Raw genomic sequence first — 19,365 nt, 5'->3', positions numbered from 1 at the left:
CAGGATGTGGCCCTCACCAATCAACTATTTTGCTGGGCTTTTAGCCAGGCTTGGACAAGACGGGCGCTATCCGGTCCTGCGCGGTGGGGTGGCGGATGCCGTTCAAGGGTTTCGTACAGCATATCAAGCGCCAAGCCGGAAAACTGCGCGAAAGAAACATGATGATAATCTTGGATCTCCGGCACTGGGAAGTATTCACCGGCGTGCAGCAACCGTGATAGCCAACGTGCCTCGAATTCGGGCGCATCGGACACGAGCACTTTTTCCTCCAACCGCTCGAATAAATCATCTACAACCGCGGACGCGGAGGGAGCGTCCTGCAATACTTCAAGGGCAATGCCATGAACGGCGGCACTCTGTACGGACCATGCGGAAAGGCTCCAACTCGGCGCGGGCTGGATCAGCGAACTCCACGTCTGCACATTCCCGCTTTCCAGCCAAGAAAGGCCAACTTCGATAGGCCAGCTATCCGGCGCGAGACTCGAGGCTTCGAAATCCAAGGCGGCAAAGGCTTCGATGTTTGCGCACTTTTTCATACCGTGTCTCACCTTGTGGATACCGCTGTTAGTGAAGGATTGGCCACCGAGATATGGAACGATGCAATGTGCCTCGACCTCACTATCCACGGATGACGGAGGAGCTGAAGGAGATTGGCTTGGACGTTGGGCATCGCCGCGTAGGCCGTTTGATGCGTCAGAACGGCATATCGGTCGTGCGAACGCGCAAGCACAAGGTCACAACGGATAGCGACCATAAATTTAATATCGCGCCGATCCACAGCAAGACATTGACGCACCTTGACACGAGGCTCGTTGGGTTCCTCGTATACGGGAAAACGGAACAGACGATCTCGCCGTCGGTCGGCGGCTCGGTCCAGGTGGGATAGGAAAGGTCGAACATAATACTCTCCCATTGTCGGTGAGAAAACCGACACGACGAAACCCGTTCATCCGGCGCAGCCGTCCCGCGTCAGGTGCGTCACAAAGGCACGCGCACCTGATGCGGTGCGGGGAAAACGCCCTCGTGCTAAATCTGCTTTCCAAGTCCGTGCACGTTTGCGAACCAGCGTTGGTACACAGTCAGTCTTTGCTAATGATGCCATTCGAAAATGCAACTTCAAGAAGTTGACTTGGACCTCTTGATCTTACTCCACATAGATGAAGAGCGTATCTTGCCCGAGAGGCGGCCACATAAAGACGATTGTGAGCAACATAAGACGAGAAATTTCTTGAGTTCGAGTCAGTCGACTCACCTTCCTTGGGAACTCGCCCTTTATCGACGCCGACGACCACTACAACGTTGAATTCAAGGCCGCCAACAAAATCCGCGTGACCTAAAACAAAATGCCCAGAATTTTCCGCTTTTTGGATTGTCGTGTAATCGCCTCGTCGATCAAGATATGTAATTGGTTTATTTTTCCTCTTGCATATTCCTGCATCTTTTCGATCAAGCTGTCATCCAGAGAAGTAATTAAGACCTGCGATTTACTGGAGTCAGTTTTGGACATTAGTGCCTCTGCCGTTTCAAAGGCGGATGAAATCAAAGTAGCATCATCCGCATACTCGGAGTAGCTGATAGGTTGAGATCGTCGCTCATCTTCAACTGTGAAGGCACTTTGAGTCTGATTCAGTGTGTCAGTAAAGTTCGAAAAAAGCGTCGCGCCCGAAGCAAGTATCGAGTGGCAAAAATCACGTATCGCCGGTGAACTTCTGAAAACCGCTGACAGCACCGTTTTTTGCACGTGTTTGCCAGATGGCTCTGACATTCCTTCAAAAAAGGCTTCGACACTCCCCCATCCGCGATCTCCAACGGCCTGAGCTTGATCGACCGTGAATGAAATTGGAAGTTGATCGCTTCCTCTCGTAAAATGATGGAACACGTGCAACTCATTTATGTTGAATAGATGAGTTTCATCAATTGCGATAAAGTCAAAGCCCTCACGCGCACGACGCCTTCTCCAGATTGGTGTATCGAGCTGCCCTATGGCCGATATTACGACATCATCCGTATCAAACTGACTATTTTGAGCAAGTTGTCCCTGGTAACGCTCAAAAACCGAAAATGCAAAACCCTTATCAGCATTGTTTTCAATTGGAAGGCCAAACGAAATGGGCGGGCAGTTCTGATAGGTATTGAACGAGTCGCCTGCCCTTCCTTTTATTAGTATGCTAATTTCATGCTGAAAAAGCGGTGCTAAATTTTCCACATCGGACCCTTCAAGAAAATCCCTAAATTGCGGGCTCAGATGCGGTTTGTATGCAGCGTAATCATGTTCGCGGGCTCGGCCAATCGCTTCCTCAATATAGAACCGTTGAAGAATTTTTGAGTCTTGGGCATCTCGATCTATAAACTCACTCTCGCTAATGGACTGACTCAGGAATCTTGCACAAAGAGATGCCAAGGTCTCAACAGACAAGGTTGCCAGTTCGACTTTACGCTCTCGATCTTGAAATTTGTTCTCGTCGATCGCGGCCAAAGACGTTTTAATAGATTGCCGCGTCGCTTCGCTGTGCGTCACCATCAATGCGTTGCACTGCGTTTGCTTATTTTCTGCCTTGTTCAGACATTCGATGGTCCGGAGCATCAGTGCTAAGGTCTTCCCTGTTCCGGCCGGACCTTGAAGTCGGTGAGGAGTTGAAAACGGCGACCGAATGAAGCTGCGCTGTTGAGAAGTCAGAAGTGGCATCCATTCCCCATAAGGCAAGAATGCAGAACGTCTGACACTTGGCGCATAATCAAGCGCCGTGGAGACCATTTGTCCATCCTGAGCCTTTTCAGTTCGTTTTTCGTCCAAAAGCTTGTGAACATTACGGTAAACCTCAGGAAGCCTTTCAAACACTTTCCGAAAGTTACTCTCGTCCGCGACTTCGGTAGCCGAGTCCGCACCGGCGGAACCAGACTTATACACTAAAAGAAAACGACCTTGCATGTCTCTTTTGGTCAGTCGGTCATTGCTCGGATCCCGCTCTATTGCGATCCTGAATCGCGAATTCGCGGCGTAATTCAAGGGAAACACAATTGCTTTCGTGGTTCCGGTGATAATCTTTTCCGACTTATTGTACAGCCCATTACTCCATATCTTGGAACAGAATCGGAGTAACTTTTGAAAGGAAGTGAGAGAATCTGACTTTGGGAGCTGGGTGAATAATTTGGATTGATCGCAATCAATAACCAGATATTTTTTATTTTTCCAGGAGCCACCTGTCGTCAAAAATACGCCATCTGCATCCTGAAAGTGTGTTATTACACGATCTCTGATCATAAAGGCGCCAATACCAGACAAAGACCTGATCAATTCATCGCCTTCTTCAAAGTCGACAGACTGGAATTCTCGTCCCGAAATTAGCTCTGCGACAGCGCCATCATCTATACAAATATATCTCATTCTAAGCTCCATCTGACGCTTCGAGGCACGCCCTCTCCAGCAATTCTATCGTTGGCATATGTGGATCAGCTATGCCAATCCTTCCATAAAGCAGAGAGAAGGCTTGCAGTATGTGTTCTATTGCTGGCGAGGCTATTTCGGAAACCGGCATAGCCATATCACCGTGATCAATCTCCAAGGCGCTTACATTGATGCATCCGCCACCAGACAGATCGGAATGGGTTTGCGCATCGAGGCCTACCGAAATTTTTTCAGCAATCACGCGAGGGATGGTGCTCACCTCTCTTAACAAGCACACATAGCCCGAAGCCATTTCTTCGTCTTCTGATATATATTCAAGCAAATAATGCCCTGCGACAGCATGCTTGCTTAATCGCCTTATCAGATCTGTAATTTTTCTTGACCTATGCCGGGCGAACCAAGCGTAAACATCATCCGAACACCCGTTTTGTACGCCTTGAAAATCACAGTAAGCATCCACTAAATCGTGAAACCTCTTTGATTTGTCTTTCTCTTTTCTTGTACCCGCATCCAGAGGAAAATGAGTAGAAGCGATGGTCGTCAGCGGTACTGATTTAGGCATGCTTTCAGGTATGGATGCATCCCTTAGCATCTTCCTGATATTTCCCTCCTGCTCGCTTAACTCGGCCTCCATCAAAATTTCCAACCCATCACGCCTGAACCAGTCATGAAGTGTAACTATTGGGAGATAGTTTAACACTGGGTATTTACTCTGGGCAAAATCGCAGCGGGCTGTGATGGTTAGCCCATAAACTTTTTTTCGAGGATACGACCCCACGCGAGCGGCGTGAACTGGACCCCGGCACCTGCTGCCCTGACTGTGGCGGCGATCTTCGCGTGGTGGGGGAGGATGTCAGCGAACTCCTCGACATGATCGCCGCGCAGATGAAGGTGATCCAGATCGCCCGGATCAAGAAGTCCTGCCGCCGCTGCGAGCGGATCGTGCAGGAACCCGCGCCAAGCCGTCCGATCCCGGGCAGTATGGCAGGCCCGAACCTGCTGGCGCATGTGCTGGTCTCGAAGTTCGACGACCACCTTCCGTTATATCGCCAGCACGAGATCTTCGAACGCATGGGGGCAGACATCCCCGAAAGCACGCTGGTCGGCTGGGTGAACACCGGTTCGCGAAGCGACAGACTGTCCAGTGGACAGTCTGAGGTGTGAACGGGCGGAGCCCCGGGTGGCCGCGCCATGAAGACCCTGTCGCCGCTGATCGAGCGCATTGAGGCTGACATCATGGGCAGCGATTTGCTGCACGCAGATGATACGCCGATCCGGGTGTTGGACCGCTCCAAGAAATACAAAGGGCTTGGCAAAGGTGTGAAGCAAGGCCGGATCTGGGCCTATGTGCGCGATCAGCGCCCATGGGCGGGTGCCGCGCCACCCGGTGCGGTCTATCGGTTCGCACCGAACTGGAAGGAAGAGCACGTCCTCAGCCATCTGGCCAATGCCCGCGGCATCCTGCAGGCGGACGGCTACAAGGGCTATGCCAAGCTTTACGAGCCTGAATCCAATAGTGGGCGGCGTTTGCGAGAGGCAGCCTGTTAGGCCCATCTGCGGCGTGACTTCCATGATTTTTGGACCTCGACAAAATCCGAGATTGCCCGCGAGGCGCTCGACCGGATCGGCAAGCTTTACGACATCGAGCGCGACATTAACGGTCAACCCGCTGGTGTCCGCCATGCCGCGCGTCAACAGTTGAGCCAACCAAAGGTCACGGCCTTCTTTGCTTGGTCAGAGCAACAACTCCTGCGCATTCCGGGCAAAAGCGATCTGGCCAAGGCATTCCGCTATGGCCTCAGTCGACAGGAGGCCTTCAGCCTGTTCCTGACCGATGGCCGCGTCGCTATCGACAACAATCCCGCCGAGCGCGCCTTGCGTCCAATTGGCATTGGAAGGAAAATTGGCTATTTGCAGGGGCCGATACCGGTGCGGAAACCCTCGCTCGCGCTATGACCATCATCGAAACCGCCAAGCTCAACGGTCTCGACCCGCAGGCCTATCTCGCCGACATCCTCGACCGCATCCACGATCACAAGATCAACAGGCTCGATGAATTATTACCGTGGAATTGGGCGCCGCTGGCATCCACAACCGACAGTCAAGCCGCATAAGCTGCGGTCTCAATGGCGCGGTTACCGTAAGTCGTGGTCCGTAGAAATTAAGCGCGTTGCTCATGGTACCGTTGAGCCTTGTTTCTTGATCGAGAAGATCGACGAACGCGAAAGGCACCGACATCAAGCAACCAACGATCCGGCCCAGCATCACGACGATCTTCTCCGGGCCGGATTTAAGTGATCGAACAGCCCAACCAGCTCTTCGACCGCGTCCCGCGCTACGGCATCGTCGAGACAGTCGCAGACCTCCCTGAGCGTGGTGCACTCGCGTGCGAAGAACTTTCGCGCATCTTCGATGGCATCTTCCAGAATATCTTCACGGGCTTCGTTGTTCAGATAGTGAACGTTCATGGGGATCTCCTGGCGCAGACGGACGACGTGCAATCCGCGCGTTTCGATTTCATCGATGTCGTCAAGACCGCCGGGGCAGGAGAAATCCCGGCAGTTTGGTCAGGTCCGCATTATTGCGGAGCCGACCAGGAGGAGCGATGCGGACGGCTGATCTGGGCCGCCCAATGAGCACACCGGTCCCCGTATTTGTGGTGCATAATCAGCCACCGTCGGATGCGGCCAAGGCATCAAAGGCACAGGAGAAGAAAGACCGTGAGCTGGCTGAAGCTGCGAAGGCGGCGCGGGCTACCTACGAAGGTGCCCTCGCAAACATCGTCAGACAAGCCGACAGTTCCCTTCAAGAGAGCGCCAAGGCTTCAAACGGGGTCACGAGGCAAAAAATCGATCTGCTGGTCCGCGAAGGCGATGCCGACAGCAAGGCAGTGCGGGCCAAACAAGAGATTCACGCGCGGTCGTCAGATGTCGCATGATGCCGAGGCGAAGATGAAAGCCATTGAAGTCGGCGTCGATGCCATTGAACATCGTCAGATCGACTATCGGCCGCCAAAGCCAAAAAGGCCGGAAGGCCGGAAGGCCTGAATTATGGGCCGAACGCGCCAAAAGACGAAGATGAGAGAACGGCGTTGATCTCGCTCATCCGACCCGCTTACGACTTCTTGGTCAAGTTCGCCAAGAAAACCTTCGGGCTTCGCCAGAAGGAAGCTGATCTTGCGCAAAGTGAGGCCGACGCTGCCGAGGCAAGCCGTCTTGAGGAAGCGGAGATCCGACGTAAAGCTCGCATCATCGCGAGAACAGAGGCAGCGGCCGGAAGGGCCGTCGGTGTTGACGTTGCGGCCATCGCCCAAGGTCGCCCCCTGGATTTCAGCCAGGATGCCTTCCTAGGTGCTTGGTTCGTCTCGCTTAACAGCGATCCAAAGAAGCTCACCGAGAAGTTCGAAAAAACCACGAACCTCGAAATGTTGAACGCCTATCGCGCGACATGTGGTGAGGTCCTGATTTGTCAGGAGCACCCGGAACAGGCTGGTGATTTCATCCGTGGACAAAGGTCAATCGAGGCGGTCGCCGAACTGCGTGGTTTTGATCTCGACACGGGCGGGCATGATCCGTCCAAGGCGAAGAACAAGGCACTGGCCGCACGCCACAGCGACCAGTTGTCCGAACCGATTAAAGTTGTCAGAACGGACCATCAGCGCCAGCGTCAGAGGGGAGATTGACGCCCGGAACACGCAGACTCGGCAGGCTTTTGAGCCGTCAATTTTAGCGATGCGCAGATATCGCTTAAAGTCGTCCTCGTCGCTCCGTAACACGTGAAGCTCGCGCTCAAGATGCTTCGCGATCGGGACGAGCTTGCGTCCATACTCTCGTGTCTTCAGAAGCTCCAGGATGTGGTGGTATGCGGCTTTGAGTCCTTCTGGGGTCATGAAACGATCCCTCCTCTTTTCTGGAAGGGAGGTCGGATCGTTTCTGAAATGACGGAAACCGCTCAGGCAATGTGGTAGTCCTACTCAGCCAGCCCTTCCTTGATGAGCGCCCAAACTTCCTCTTTGGGCCGCGGTTGCCATGTGTTTGTGGGGAAGGCGACCAGTTCCACATAGAGAGAGCGGAGCTTCAGTTCTGGCCCATCGCCATATACTGGGCGTCCACGCAGCTTGCCAATGGAGTGTCCCAATAGGAACGCGCGCTCCTCGTTCGACATTCGCGCAGCACGCCCACGTTCTTCCCAAGTGTGACGTGTTTGTAGCTCCTGTTTCCCTCAGGCGGTTCTGGAAAGAGATTATACTGGCGCAAAAAACTATTCATATCGCCGGAAAAACTGCCCTTTGATCGGTACCGGGGAAACCCACCCGGATTACGGCGCATTGCGTCGAGGGCGGCCCCAAGAAAAGGCACCATCCTTATCGAGGCCTGGTTCTTAATGTCGCGAACATGCTCGCCCTCTTCGACATATCTGATCCGACGGTGCGGAATCGGATGGTCCAGGATGATGTCCTCAGGTGGTATATGAACGATTTCTGTCTGACGGCAGCCCGTTTCGGCGATGATGATCCCTGCATCGACTCGCTCATCGATTTCAATACCGTCAGCAAGCTCACCAAGCACGAAGCGCTGGACCCAAGGCTTCGGTAAAGCAAGTTTACCGCCCTCGTTTGACGACTTCTTCTTCGGCAGCGCTTTGACTTTGAACCCGGCAATGGAATTGAATCGCTGGCTTGGGAGAGTCCCTGCAAGCTCGTGATACTCATCGATCATCTGCCGCAGATATCGCACCCGTTTCCCCCTGGTCATCAGAGATACTGCCGGAATTCACGCGGTCTTGCCAATGCTTGTGATAACGCCGCGAGTCGTCTTCGGTAATCTCATGAACATGCTTGTTCGAGATGACCTCCAAAAAAATCCGGGCGGCGTGCTTGTAACGATTTCGCCATTGCCGCTTCTGGTCGGCGTTCTTGCTACGAATCTTGTGATCCCACCGCGTCTCCAGGATCTTCGGCATTTCAAGTATCCGGATGTGGGGTACGTCGCACACACCCAACGCCGCAGACACTACTGGGGAGTCCGCCGGAATCTGCGTGATCTTCTCGATGCGGGAGACAAGCTCTTCAAGCGGTCCTGACACCAGCCCCTCGAAGGGTACGTATGGCAGATGCAAATCCTCTAGCAATGCGATCGACGCAGAGAAGGCCTCAGGGGATGGCCCCCAATTCTGGTTCAGCAGTTTCGCTTGCCAGACCTTCTGAAACGCCTTCTTCTTGAGAACGGCGCGGCCCCGTGCCCCGACCGGATCTCGTGTCTTCAGCGATTGGTTGATCTCGGCTTTGGTCTCGACTTCACGAAACTTGACCGGGACACGCCAGCGCAGATAATAGACGTTGCCACGACGCTCGACGCTGTCCACGCAGTTTGATAAAGCCATTCGGAAAGTGCTCCACGGTCTGCCACACAAGGGAACCGACGCGACTCGCAGATTACAGGCCGTGTTGCGGATCGGCTTGGATTGCAGCTGTTACCGACAGGTTTGGTTGGTGAGGCCGGAGGGGTCGAGCAGGACGGCCACGGTCTGTTGCTTGCCCATGAAAGCAGCTGGGTAAACGAGAACCGCAATCCCGGCTTGTCGCGCGGCGAGGTCGAACCACGTCTACTAAAGGCATACGGGGCAGATCGTTTGATCTGGTCGGACGGCGTTTGGGGCGAAGACATTACGGACTGCCACATCGACAGTCTGGCGCGTTTCACCGGACCGGGCCGCATCCTGATCAACCTGCCTGACGCGCCGGACATGGATGATCCGTTCCATGAAGCGGCCCTCGACACCCATGATCGGCTGATGGCAGAAGGGCTGGAGGTAGACGTCATCCCAGAACCCCATCGCCGACGCGTGCGGAGCATCGATTTCGTGGCGTCCTATGTCAATGACTACGTCTGCAACGGCGGTGTCATCGCCGCGCAGTTTGGAGATTCCGAGACCGATCAGATCGCAAGTGAGGCTTTGGCGCGTCACTATCCGGGCCGCGAAATTGTCACGTTGAACGTGGACCCTCTGGGCGAGATGGGCGGCGGCATCCATTGTGCCACGCAGCAGATGCCAGCCGTATGACTTGGATGTCGCGCAATGCGCCTTTGATCAAGGCTGTTAAAGCCGCTGTGACGGCCCTCGTTGCGGTCGCGTTTCCGGCGATCAAGCTGTCCGGCAGAGCCACCTTGTGAATGAGCGGACGCATCAGGCTCGTTTTCACTATTCTGCTTACATCCCTCCGCACCGTTTTCACGGTGTTTTTTTTGGGGGCAATATCCTCAATATGGTGCTCTATATATCCGACCACGCCGCCCCGTTCAAAATTTGGGAACGGGCAGCTGTCATCAGGAAGGTGGGCACAGCTGCTTACATTTTTGACGGCTCCACCCGCAAAGCTGTCGATTTCTCGACAGATCCCACGTCGAATTACCGCTAATAGCACAGGACAGGCGGGTGACGAGGGGGCCATATGCAGCTGGATCCAGGGGGCGAGGCGGCGCCGAACGCGCAGGGCCATGTCATTTTCGTCATCGTGCCCAGGTTCAACCTGACCACGCTGATCACCATGATCGAAGCCATGCGCATCGCCAATTACCTGCTGCCTGCGCGCGCCTATTCCTGGGAGGTCGCGTCGTTTGACGGCCCCCGTATCACCGCCAGCAACGGCATGGCGGTCACGACCAACGCGGATACAGGCAGCATTGCGACCGGTGATCTGATCTGCGTTCTCGGCAGTTGGGGGGCCGAGCATTACGACAACCGCGCGCTGATTGGCTGGCTGCGCAAGCGCGCGCGGCTGGGCGCGCGCATCTGCGCGGTCGAACTGGGGTGCTATATCGTCGCGCGCGCGGGGCTGTTGCAGGGGCGAACCGCCACAACGCATTGGTCGTGGCTGTCGGGTTTTGAGGAACGCTTTCCAGATACCGACGTGGTCGAGCAACTGTACACCATGGATCAACGCGTGCTGACCTGCGCGGGCGGTCTGGCGGGCGTCGATCTGATGCTGCGCCTGATCGAGGAATCGCACGGCGCCGGTCTGGCAGGCGAGGTGGCCGATCAGATGATGCATCATCCGATCCGCGCCGATAGCGCACCGCAACGCCATCTGGCGGGTCGCAGCACCGATGCCATGGCGCCCGTCGTGCGCCGCACCATCGAGCTGATCGAGCGCAGCATGACCGAACCGCCCAGCGTGCCGGACATCGCCCGGACGCTGGGCCTGTCGCAGCGCCAGCTGGAGCGCAAGTTCAAGACGCATATCGGCTGCTCGGTCGTGCAGTTCGGCCTGTTGCTGCGATTGCAGCACGCACGCGTGCTGCTGATCTCGACCCCGCTCAGCGTGCGCGACGTGGCGACCGCGTCAGGCTTCAACACCCTGTCGCATTTCGCCTTTGCGTTCCGCAAATGCTTTGGCCGCCGACCCTCGGACTATCGCGAGGGCTGGCCCAGGGATCAGGCAACCCCGACATGGCCCGGCACCCTGTCGGAATTCCTGTCAGACCTGCAAAAGAAGAACCGGCAGAAAGGCAGTTGACTGCGCGCTGCCCGGCAATCTAGCGCAGCGCCGGCGCCACCTCGTCGCAGAACATTCTCAGCGACCGTTTCTGCGCCTCGTGGCCCAGTCCCATCGACGCGTAGTAGATGAATTCATTCACACCCAGCGCCTCGTAGCGTTTCAGCTTGGCGATGCACTCATCGGGGGATCCGAACATCAGGTTTTCCTCCAGCATGGCCGGATCGTATTGCTCGCGGCCCGCCAGCTGATCCAGCGGGATCTGCTTGGGAAAGCCGTTGACGACATCGCCGGCGTTGCGAAACAGGTTTTCGAACTGGCCCATCAGCGTCCGGATGGCGTTCAGCGCCGCCTCGCGGCCCTGCGCATCGTCATAGACACAGGCGTGCCGCATCAGCGCAAAGCGCGGGGTCCAGCCGTTATCGGCCTTGGCGATCGCCTCGTCCAGCTGCGCCTTGTACAGCTCGGCCTCGGCAAAGGGGCGCGTCAGGGGCCAGCAGTTGATGTGGCATTTGTTGCGCACCGCGTAATCGTAGGTGATCGGCGATCTGGCTGCGACCCAGACCGGCACGTCATCCTGCACGGGCTTGGGCACAGATGTCGAGGTCGGGAACTGCCAGTATTCGCCGTCATGGGCATAATCGCCCTGCCACAGCGCACGCACGGCAGGCAGCATTTCCTGCATGTAGCGGTAGGCATCCGATTGCTTCAGCCCCGGCTTCATCCGGTCAAACTCGCGCTGATAGGCGCCCGATCCGATGCCGAATTCCAGACGCCCGCCGCTGAGCAGATCCAGCAACGCGGCCTCACCAGCCAGATTGATCGGGTGCCAATAGGCCGCCGTGGCCACCGCAGTGCCCAGCCGGATCCGGTCGGTTTCGCCCGCCCACCATGTCAGCAGCTGCAGCGGGTTCGGCGCGATGGTCATCTCCAGCGCGTGATGTTCGGCCGACCAGACAATGTCAAAGCCGCCCTCCTCGGCCATCTGCACCATCTCGATGGTGTGGCGCGCGACATCATTCATATCGAGACTGTTATCCAGACGCTCCAGATTGATCGCAAGGTGAAATTTCATGTGGGTAGACTCCTGGTTCTGGTTGGTTCAGCGCATCACAAAAGGGTTGGCCATCGGTTCGTCCGAAGTGTTGATCCACACCGTCTTGGGGCGGGTGTAATCGTACATCGCCTGAAACCCGCTTTCGCGGCCGTGGCCCGATCCCTTGACCCCGCCGAATTCGGCGATGGGCGATATCGCGCGATAGGTGTTCACCCAGACGATCCCGGCGCGCACGGCATTCGCAACGCGCAGGGACCGCGCGCCATTGCGGGTAAAGATCCCGGCGGCCAGCCCATGCTGCGTGTCATTGGCCAGCGCGATGGCCTCGTCCTCGGTGCGGAACCGCTGGATGCACAGGACCGGGCCGAACAGCTCGGTATCGACGATACGCAGGTCCTGGCGGGGGCAGTCGATGATTGTGGGCTGGAAATAGAGGCCCCGGTCCATCCCCTCGGGACGGGCGCCACCTGTCAGGACCGTGCCCCCTTCGGTGATGGCATGGGCGATTTCAGCCTCGATATGGTTCAGCTGCCCCTGGGTGCACAGCGGGCCCATCTGCGTCGTCTCGTCCAGCGGATCACCGATGCGGATGGCGCGGGCCTGCGCGATCATCTGCGCCAGAAACGCGTCCGCGATATCTTCGTGCAGATACAACCGCGATCCCGCCACGCAGCTTTGACCCGTCGCGCCAAAGATACCGGCGATGGAGGCATTCACCGCGCTGTCCAGATCGGCATCGTCGAACACGATAAAGGGCGATTTGCCGCCCAGCTCCAGCGACACTTCGGCAAAATTCGACTTGGAATTTTCCAGCACATGGCGCGCCGCGCCCGGCCCGCCGGTAAAGGAAATGCGCGCCACCAGCGGATGCGCCGTCAGCGCGCGGCCGCACGGTTCGCCATGGCCGGTGACAATGTTGACCACGCCGGGGGGAAACCCGGCCTCGGCGAACAGCCTGCCAAATTCCAGAATGGCGGCCGGCGCGTGTTCGGAGGTCTTCAGCACCACAGTATTGCCGGCCGCCAGCGCCGGGCCGATCTTGACCGCGGTCAGGAACAGCTGGCTGTTCCACGGCACCACGGCGGCGATCACGCCCAGCGGCTCGCGCCGGGTAAAGACGAACATGTCGGGCTTGTCGATGGGCAGGGTGTCGCCCGCGATCTTGTCGGCGCAGCCGGCGTAAAAGTGCAGGAACTCGGCGATATAGCTTGCCTGCCAGCGCGTTTCGGTCAGCATCTTGCCGGTGTCGATGGTTTCCGTGCACCCCAGCGCCTCGGATTGATCCGCCAGCAGATCGCCCAGACGGCGCAGGCATTTGCCCCGCTGGGACGCGGTCATGCGCGCCCATTCCCCCCCGACCCCGGCGCGGTGGGCGGCGCGCACGGCGCGGTCCACGTCTTCCTCGGTCGCCTCGGCGAAGCGTGCCCAGACGGCGCCGGTCGCCGGATTGACGCTGTCGAAAGTGCCGCCATTCGACGCCTCTACCCAGTCACCGTCAATCAGCATTTGGTAGGTCTGAACATCTGTCATTGCCGTCGCCTCATATCCTGTAGTGCGGTGACCACTATTTACCGTTCCGCCCGCCGCGACCGTGTTTTTTCGCCATCCAATGTCGAAAAATACGCAGAATGGCACCGCGATCCACGTTTAAGGTAACCGCAAGAGGACGCCGCAGGTGTCCGGGGATCAGAAGGCATTGAAGATGGCAGATGACATCAGGACGCAATCATCGCCGCCGACGAGGGGCGCTGAATGACGGTTTTTCGCCACTGACGGCACCGCCTATGAACAGGCCGGGCCGTCTGATGCGCCAGCGGTTATCCTGATCCACGGGCTGGGGCTGAACCGGGCCTGCTGGCAGTGGACGCAGCCCGCACTGACGGATCGCTACCGCGTGCTGGCCTATGACCTTTACGGGCACGGCCAGTCGCCGGTGCCGCCCGGCCCGCCATCGCTGGCGCTGTTTTCAGCGCAAATACAGGGGGTGATGGATCACGCCGGTCTGCGCAGCGGGGCCTTGGTCGGTTTTTCGCTGGGCGGGATGATCGCGCGGCACGCAGCACAGACCATGCCGGGCCGGATCGCTGCGCTGGGTATCCTGAATTCGCCGCACAGGCGCGCGCCGGACGCGCAGGCCGCCATTCTGCAGCGTGTCGCGCAGGCGCGCACCAACGGCCCCGCCGCCACGGTCGAGGACGCGCTGGAGCGCTGGTTCACGGATAGCTTTCGAGCGGATCATCCAGCGGTGATGGATCTGGTGCGCGGCTGGGTCATGGCCAATGACATCAGCGTCTATCACACGATCTATAGCGTTTTTGCGACTGGGATTGACGACATCGTCCAGCCCGATCCACCCATCGCCTGCCCCGCGTTTGTCCTTACCGGGGACGAGGATTTCGGCAACGGCCCGCAAATGGCCCGCGCCATCGCGTCCGAGATTGACGGGGCCGAGCTGCACATTCTGCAAAATCTGCGCCACATGGCGCTGGCCGAGGATCCGGGCGCGGTGAACATCCCGCTGCGCCGGTTTCTGGACCGCGTGACACAGCCGAACCCGGGGGACCAGACATGACAGACGAGGACAAGCGCGCCCTGCGCGACGCGTTCGGCAGCTTTGCCACCGGCGTGACAGTCGTCACCACCCGGCAGGCCGATGGCACGCCGCGCGGTTTTACGGCCAATTCCTTTGCGTCGGTATCGCTGGACCCGCCCCTGTTGCTGGTCTGCATCGCGAAAACGGCGCTTAGCTGCGATATCTTTGCCGCAGCAGACCATTTTGCCGTGAACATCCTGGCCGAGGATCAAAAGGCGGTGTCGGGCCTGTTTGCCTCGCGCGCGGCGGACAAGTTTGACCAATCCGCATGGCATGCCGGCCCGCAGGACGTGCCGCTGCTGGACGGTGTGCTGTCCAGCTTTGCCTGCGCGCGGCATAACTTGGTCGATGCGGGCGATCATCTGGTGCTGATCGGGCGCGTGATATCGTTCGAGGCGGCGCAAAGGCAGCCTTTGGGCTATTTTCGCGGCGGCTATTTTTCAATCGGGCTTGAGGATACGCTGGTGCGGGCCGCTGCCGAGGCGGGCAATGTCGCCATCGGCGCTGTCATGGCCCAGGACGGCAAGGTGCTGCTGAATACGGCGCCGGACGGCGCGCTCAGCATCCCCAAGGCCGACAGCCTGAGCGACCTGATCGCAGGGTTGACGCGCGCGGGACTGACCCCCGCGCTGGGGCATCTTTACGCCGTGTTTCACGATAACCAGACCGGGCGGCAATCGATCTACTATCACGGCAGCGTATCGGGCGCGCCGCCCGCCGGCATGCGGTTTCATGCGCTGGACGACATTGCATGGGACGCCGTCACATCGCCGACCGAGCGCAGCATGCTGACGCGCTATCGCGACGAATTCCGCCATGGCAGCTTTGGCATCTACCAAGGCGACCAGATTGCCGGGACGGTCCACAGGATCGCCGCCGGGCCCGCTTTTACCAACTGAGGACAGGAAAACCCCATGCTTGCAGAGCTTCGCAAAGTCGTGACATTCGACGAAACCATCCATCGCGAGGGGCAGCGCCCCGCCGATCCGCCGCTGCGCATGATCGGCGTCGCCGCCGTGGTGGCGAACCCATGGGCCGGCCAAGGCTATGTCGAGGATCTGGCCCCCGAAATCCGCCGCATGGCACCGCCGCTGGGCCGGATGCTGACGGACCGCCTGATCGCGTTGGCCGGGTCCGGGGATGCGATCGAGGCCTATGGCAAGGCGTGCCTTGCCGGCACGAATTGCGAGCTGGAGCATGCCTCGGCGCTGATCCACACCCTGCAATTCGGCAATTTCTACCGCGAGGCCGTGGGCGCCAAAAGCTATCTGGGCTTCACCAACACGCGCGGCCCGGCGAACACGCAGATCCAGATCCCGCTGATGGACAAGCATGACACCGGGCGGCGGTCCCATTACCTGACGGTGCAATTCTCGATCCCCGACGCCCCGGCGGTGGACGAGCTGGTCGTCGCCTTGGGCGCGGCGATGGGCGGGCGGCCGCATCACCGGATCGGGGATCGCTATGCTGATCTGGCCGCCATGGGGCGCGATGTGGAAAACCCCGCCGGGGTCGATTGATCCGGCCTGCCCGGCGCCATCTGGGGCCGGGCCAAATTTTGCTCTGGTCGACTTCGTGATATGGTGGATCGTGTCACCGGCGGCCAAGCGGTTGAACGCTTCGTTGAAGTCGCGCAGGGACGCCGGACCTCCCGCCACGAGGATACGCTGCATGACCGCCTCGCCCTTTCCACGCCACCTTCGCGCGGCGCTTTCTGCCGAACTGCTAGCCTTCCTGCGCCCTGCACCGGAGGGGCGGTAATGACACTGGGGCTTGATCATCCGCTGGTCTGCGTGCGCGATCTGGACGCTGCGCGCGCCACCTATCAATCGCTGGGTTTCGCGATGAAACCACCCGGAATGCACCCGTGGGGCACCTCGACCGCGCTGGTGATTTTCCGGCGTCAGTTGCTGGAACTGGTCGGCATCGGCGATGCCTCCCTGCTGGACGGTTACCCGGCCGGAAATTTCCGCTTTGGCCGTCATGTTCAGACGCATCTGGCCCAGCGCGAGGGCGTGCCGTTAACCGCGCTGTGCAGCGAGGACACGGATCGCGATGCCGCTGCGCTGATCGCGCGCGGGGCTCATTGCGAGGGCCGTATCGACTTCGGCCGCGACGTGGTGCGCGCCGATGGCACGCCGGATCGCACGGCGACGACATTGCAGATCTTCACACGGCCGGGGCTGGAGCGGTTGGGGATACTCGCCTGCCAGCAACACCGCCGCGATCTGATCGAATTTCCCGAATGGATGGACCACCCGAACGGCGCGATGGGATTTGCCTCGGCCACCATTCTTGCCGCAAGGCGCGATCAGCCCGGCGTGCGCGACTGGCTGGCGGTGCTGCATGGCGCGGACGCGGTATATGACACCGATCGGGGCTTTGCCGTCGATACGGGCAGTGGGCTGTGGCGCGTGACGGATCGCGCGGGCGCTGCTGCGTTGTTCGGCCCCGTGCCCGAGGGGCTGGCGCCGGATGGTGCGCCGTCGGTCGTGTCGCTGGACATCAAGACGCGCGATATGGCGTTGCTGAAATCCTATCTTGCGACAGGGGATTTCACCCATCACCAGATTGGCGATACACTCGTTTTGACAGAAGTCGATCGGCTGGGCGGGATCCTCCTGACCTTTTGCCGAGCGCACTAAGAGAAAGGCAACTCCATGTTCGACAGCTCCCATATCGACGAGGCGGTGGCATGGCGCCACGACCTGCACCGCCACCCCGAGATCGCGTATCAGGAAACCCGTACATCCGACATGATTGCACGGCTGCTGGATGGCTGGGGCTGGCAGGTGCATCGCGGTCTGGCGACCACCGGCGTTGTCGCCACGTTGGGGGGTGGCAACGGCCCGCGCATCGGCCTGCGCGCCGATATCGACGCGCTGCCGATTCACGAGGTGACGGGGCTGGCGCATGCGTCGACCATCCCCGGCATGATGCATGCCTGCGGCCATGACGGGCACACCGCCATGCTGCTGCTGGCCGCGCGCCGGATCGCCGCCGAAGGCGTGACCGGCGGCACCGTTCACCTGATCTTTCAGCCGGCCGAAGAATCCGAAGCCGGCGCGCGCGTGATGATCGAGGACGGGCTGCTTGACCTGTTCCCCTGCGATTCAGTCTATGGCATCCACAACTGGCCGGGGCTGGCGCCGGGCCGGATGGTGGCGCGGGATGATGCCATGATGGCGGCCTTCGCGGTCTTTGACATCACCATCACCGGCAAGGGTGGTCACGGCGCCATGCCCGAGCAGAGCGACGGGGTCATCGCCGCCGCCGCCCGCATCGCCGCCGCCGCGCAGGAAATCCCGGCGCGCAGCCTGTCGCCACTGACGCCCGGTGTCCTGTCGATCACCCAGATCCATTCGGGATCGGCCTACAACATTTGTCCCGATACTGCCGCGCTGGCAGGCACGGCCCGCTGGTTCGACGCAGACGCAGGCGATACGCTGGAGCGGCGATTGAGCGAAGTGGCGCACGGCATCGCCGCCGCGCAGGGCTGCACCGCGCGGATCGACTATCAGCGCCGCTATCCCGCCACGATCAACACTCCCGCCGAGGCCGCCATTGCGCGCGACATCGGCGAGGCCATGGGACTGGAGACCACCACCGCAGATCCCAGCATGGCGTCCGAGGATTTCGCCTTCATGCTGGAAAAGGTGCCCGGCGCCTATCTGTGGCTGGGCGGCGCGCGCGAGGGCGCCAACCCGGGCCTGCATGCGACCAGCTATGATTTCAACGATGCGATCCTGCCCACCGGCGCCGAATTCTGGGTGCGGCTGGCCCGGCGCGCGACGCGCGGCTGATGGACGCCCTTGACCCGCGGTTCCTGCGCGAATTCCTCTGCGTCGCGCAGGAGGGGTCGATCCGGCGCGCGTCGGCGCGGCTGAACGTGGCGCCCTCGGCGATCAGCCGCAAGATCACCGATATCGAAGCGCGGCTGGCCGTGCCCCTGCTGGAGCGCAGCGCGCAGGGCGTACACCTGACGGATGCGGGCCGTCTGCTGCGCGAACATGCCCTGCACCAGCAGGACGAGCAGGCCTTTTTGCTGGATCAGCTGGGCCGCTTCGGCAAGGGCGAGGGCCAGAAGGTGCGCATCGCCGTGGGCGAAGGGTTCACCGCCGATCTGATGCAGAACGGCCTGTCTGCGCTGGCCGCCACGCATCCCGATCTGCGGTTTCGCATCGATCAGGCCGGCACGGACGCGCTACAGGATCGTGTCGCGCTGGGCGAGGCGGATATCGGCATCGCCTACAACCCGGCGCTGTCCGAGGCGATCCGGTCGCTCGCCGTGGGGCGCCAGCCGCTGTGCGCCATCGTGCCCACCGGATCTGCGCTGGCCGGGCGCGCGTCGGTGCGGCTGGCCGAGCTGTTGCAGCACCCCATCGGCCTGCTGGACCGGCGCCACGCGATCCGTGCGCTGGTGGGCCGCGCGGCGGGCGATCAGGGGCTGGCGCTGCACCCGCAGATCGAGACCAGCTCGATCACGCTGCTGATCCGCTATGTCTGCGCCGGGATGGGCGTGACATTCCTGCCGCGCTTTTCCGCATCGATACAGGCAGACCGCGGCGAACTGGCCATCGTTCCGGTCGAGGAGGCATCGCTGCAACAGGTCAGCGCGCATCTGATGGTACGCGCGCGCCGCCGTCTGCCAAAGTCGGTGGAACTGGCGGCAGAGTTTCTGGCCGACCGTATGGTGGCCTTCCACGACTGAAGGTGTGTTGCGCCCAGCGCAACGCACTGTACCTGCTTTACGCTCTATTTGTGTGCGCCCGCGCTCTGGATAGTCTGGCGAAATTGCAATCACGCCAGCAGGG

Annotated in this window: 17 protein-coding genes and 3 pseudogenes; 13 read left to right on the top strand and 7 right to left on the bottom strand. The window is 59.7% G+C overall.

Annotated features, from left to right (window positions below; translation table 11 throughout):
- Positions 1–20: 20 nt before the first annotated feature.
- Positions 21–536 (bottom strand): hypothetical protein, encoded by a 516-nt coding sequence (locus FGD77_RS08005; protein ID WP_255008303.1) that lies wholly within the window; start codon positions 534–536, stop codon positions 21–23.
- An 86-nt stretch (positions 537–622) separates the two neighbouring features.
- Between FGD77_RS08005 and FGD77_RS08000 the strand changes: the two are divergent.
- Positions 623–772, top strand: a pseudogene (locus FGD77_RS08000) (IS3 family transposase); the annotation flags it as partial.
- 561 nt (positions 773–1,333) lie between these two features.
- Here FGD77_RS08000 and FGD77_RS07995 read toward each other — a convergent pair.
- Both FGD77_RS07995 and FGD77_RS07990 read right to left on the bottom strand, forming a co-directional pair.
- Positions 1,334–3,385 (bottom strand): UvrD-helicase domain-containing protein, encoded by a 2,052-nt coding sequence (locus tag FGD77_RS07995; RefSeq protein ID WP_255008302.1) that lies wholly within the window; start codon positions 3,383–3,385, stop codon positions 1,334–1,336.
- 1 nt (position 3,386) lies between these two features.
- A complete protein-coding gene (locus FGD77_RS07990) occupies positions 3,387–4,052 on the bottom strand; it encodes a hypothetical protein (RefSeq protein WP_255008301.1) in 666 nt (221 codons plus the stop codon).
- 119 nt (positions 4,053–4,171) lie between these two features.
- Between FGD77_RS07990 and FGD77_RS07985 the strand changes: the two are divergent.
- The 4 genes and pseudogenes from FGD77_RS07985 to FGD77_RS07970 all read left to right on the top strand — a co-directional run.
- Positions 4,172–5,520: pseudogene (locus FGD77_RS07985) on the top strand (IS66 family transposase); the annotation flags it as partial.
- A gap of 180 nt (positions 5,521–5,700) precedes the next feature.
- Positions 5,701–6,042: a hypothetical protein gene (locus tag FGD77_RS07980; protein WP_255008300.1), complete on the top strand. Its 342-nt coding sequence runs from the start codon at positions 5,701–5,703 to the stop codon at positions 6,040–6,042.
- Positions 6,039–6,344 (top strand): hypothetical protein, encoded by a 306-nt coding sequence (locus tag FGD77_RS07975; protein ID WP_255008299.1) that lies wholly within the window; start codon positions 6,039–6,041, stop codon positions 6,342–6,344. Before FGD77_RS07980 ends, FGD77_RS07975 begins: the two co-directional genes overlap by 4 nt.
- Before the next feature lie 153 nt (positions 6,345–6,497).
- Positions 6,498–7,088, top strand: a complete 591-nt coding sequence (locus FGD77_RS07970; RefSeq protein WP_255008298.1) for a hypothetical protein — start codon at positions 6,498–6,500, stop codon at positions 7,086–7,088.
- A 394-nt stretch (positions 7,089–7,482) separates the two neighbouring features.
- Here FGD77_RS07970 and FGD77_RS07965 read toward each other — a convergent pair whose 3' ends face one another.
- Positions 7,483–8,142 carry a hypothetical protein gene (locus FGD77_RS07965; protein ID WP_255008297.1) on the bottom strand — a complete coding sequence of 220 codons (660 nt, stop codon included), beginning with the start codon at positions 8,140–8,142 and terminating at the stop codon, positions 7,483–7,485.
- Positions 8,114–8,788, bottom strand: coding sequence for a DUF6538 domain-containing protein (locus FGD77_RS07960; protein ID WP_255008296.1), 675 nt, complete (start codon positions 8,786–8,788; stop codon positions 8,114–8,116). Before FGD77_RS07960 ends, FGD77_RS07965 begins: the two co-directional genes overlap by 29 nt.
- Positions 8,789–8,827: 39 nt before the next feature.
- Between FGD77_RS07960 and FGD77_RS07955 the strand changes: the two are divergent.
- A pseudogene (locus FGD77_RS07955) lies at positions 8,828–9,469 on the top strand (agmatine deiminase family protein); the annotation flags it as partial.
- A gap of 388 nt (positions 9,470–9,857) precedes the next feature.
- Positions 9,858–10,922, top strand: a complete 1,065-nt coding sequence (locus tag FGD77_RS07950) for a GlxA family transcriptional regulator (protein WP_255008295.1) — start codon at positions 9,858–9,860, stop codon at positions 10,920–10,922.
- A gap of 19 nt (positions 10,923–10,941) precedes the next feature.
- Here the strand turns inward: FGD77_RS07950 and FGD77_RS07945 are convergent, their stop codons facing one another.
- Complete coding sequence (locus FGD77_RS07945; RefSeq protein WP_255008293.1) at positions 10,942–11,976, bottom strand: LLM class flavin-dependent oxidoreductase; 1,035 nt, start codon at positions 11,974–11,976, stop codon at positions 10,942–10,944.
- A gap of 27 nt (positions 11,977–12,003) precedes the next feature.
- Positions 12,004–13,488 (bottom strand): aldehyde dehydrogenase, encoded by a 1,485-nt coding sequence (locus FGD77_RS07940; RefSeq protein ID WP_255008291.1) that lies wholly within the window; start codon positions 13,486–13,488, stop codon positions 12,004–12,006.
- A gap of 289 nt (positions 13,489–13,777) precedes the next feature.
- On the opposite strand from FGD77_RS07940, the gene FGD77_RS07935 reads away from it, so the two are divergent.
- From FGD77_RS07935 to FGD77_RS07910, 6 genes are all read left to right on the top strand, one after another.
- Positions 13,778–14,530, top strand: a complete 753-nt coding sequence (locus FGD77_RS07935; RefSeq protein ID WP_369682761.1) for an alpha/beta fold hydrolase — start codon at positions 13,778–13,780, stop codon at positions 14,528–14,530.
- The gene (locus tag FGD77_RS07930) at positions 14,527–15,450 is read left to right on the top strand and encodes a flavin reductase family protein (RefSeq protein WP_255008289.1); all 924 of its coding nucleotides are present in this window, start codon (positions 14,527–14,529) and stop codon (positions 15,448–15,450) included. The genes FGD77_RS07935 and FGD77_RS07930 overlap by 4 nt, the downstream gene beginning before the upstream one ends.
- Before the next feature lie 15 nt (positions 15,451–15,465).
- Positions 15,466–16,071 (top strand): amino acid synthesis family protein, encoded by a 606-nt coding sequence (locus FGD77_RS07925; RefSeq protein WP_255008286.1) that lies wholly within the window; start codon positions 15,466–15,468, stop codon positions 16,069–16,071.
- Positions 16,072–16,311: 240 nt separating this feature from the next.
- Positions 16,312–17,196, top strand: coding sequence for a VOC family protein (locus FGD77_RS07920; RefSeq protein WP_255008284.1), 885 nt, complete (start codon positions 16,312–16,314; stop codon positions 17,194–17,196).
- A 15-nt stretch (positions 17,197–17,211) separates the two neighbouring features.
- Positions 17,212–18,354, top strand: a complete 1,143-nt coding sequence (locus tag FGD77_RS07915) for a M20 aminoacylase family protein (protein ID WP_255008281.1) — start codon at positions 17,212–17,214, stop codon at positions 18,352–18,354.
- On the top strand, positions 18,354–19,262 hold the full coding sequence (locus FGD77_RS07910; RefSeq protein ID WP_255008279.1) for a LysR family transcriptional regulator: 909 nt from the start codon (positions 18,354–18,356) through the stop codon (positions 19,260–19,262). The genes FGD77_RS07915 and FGD77_RS07910 overlap by 1 nt, the downstream gene beginning before the upstream one ends.
- The last annotated feature ends 103 nt before the right edge of the window (positions 19,263–19,365 follow it).

Source organism: Roseovarius sp. M141 (assembly GCF_024355225.1).
GTDB lineage: Bacteria > Pseudomonadota > Alphaproteobacteria > Rhodobacterales > Rhodobacteraceae > Roseovarius.
Note: the sequence above shows the minus strand (reverse complement) of the source record. Positions and strands in the feature narration are given on the sequence as shown.

Excerpts from the sequence above, each read along its gene's own strand:
- FGD77_RS07920 (WP_255008284.1), top strand. The coding sequence starts at position 16,312 with ATGACACTGGGGCTTGATCATCCGCTGGTCTGCGTGCGCGATCTGGAC.
- FGD77_RS07915 (WP_255008281.1), top strand. The coding sequence starts at position 17,212 with ATGTTCGACAGCTCCCATATCGACGAGGCGGTGGCATGGCGCCACGAC.
- FGD77_RS07960 (WP_255008296.1), bottom strand. The coding sequence starts at position 8,788 with ATGGCTTTATCAAACTGCGTGGACAGCGTCGAGCGTCGTGGCAACGTC.
- FGD77_RS08005 (WP_255008303.1), bottom strand. The coding sequence starts at position 536 with ATGAAAAAGTGCGCAAACATCGAAGCCTTTGCCGCCTTGGATTTCGAA.
- FGD77_RS07940 (WP_255008291.1), bottom strand. The coding sequence starts at position 13,488 with ATGACAGATGTTCAGACCTACCAAATGCTGATTGACGGTGACTGGGTA.
- FGD77_RS07930 (WP_255008289.1), top strand. The coding sequence starts at position 14,527 with ATGACAGACGAGGACAAGCGCGCCCTGCGCGACGCGTTCGGCAGCTTT.
- FGD77_RS07975 (WP_255008299.1), top strand. The coding sequence starts at position 6,039 with ATGAGCACACCGGTCCCCGTATTTGTGGTGCATAATCAGCCACCGTCG.
- FGD77_RS07945 (WP_255008293.1), bottom strand. The coding sequence starts at position 11,976 with ATGAAATTTCACCTTGCGATCAATCTGGAGCGTCTGGATAACAGTCTC.
- FGD77_RS07950 (WP_255008295.1), top strand. The coding sequence starts at position 9,858 with ATGCAGCTGGATCCAGGGGGCGAGGCGGCGCCGAACGCGCAGGGCCAT.
- FGD77_RS07925 (WP_255008286.1), top strand. The coding sequence starts at position 15,466 with ATGCTTGCAGAGCTTCGCAAAGTCGTGACATTCGACGAAACCATCCAT.
- FGD77_RS07910 (WP_255008279.1), top strand. The coding sequence starts at position 18,354 with ATGGACGCCCTTGACCCGCGGTTCCTGCGCGAATTCCTCTGCGTCGCG.
- FGD77_RS07995 (WP_255008302.1), bottom strand. The coding sequence starts at position 3,385 with ATGAGATATATTTGTATAGATGATGGCGCTGTCGCAGAGCTAATTTCG.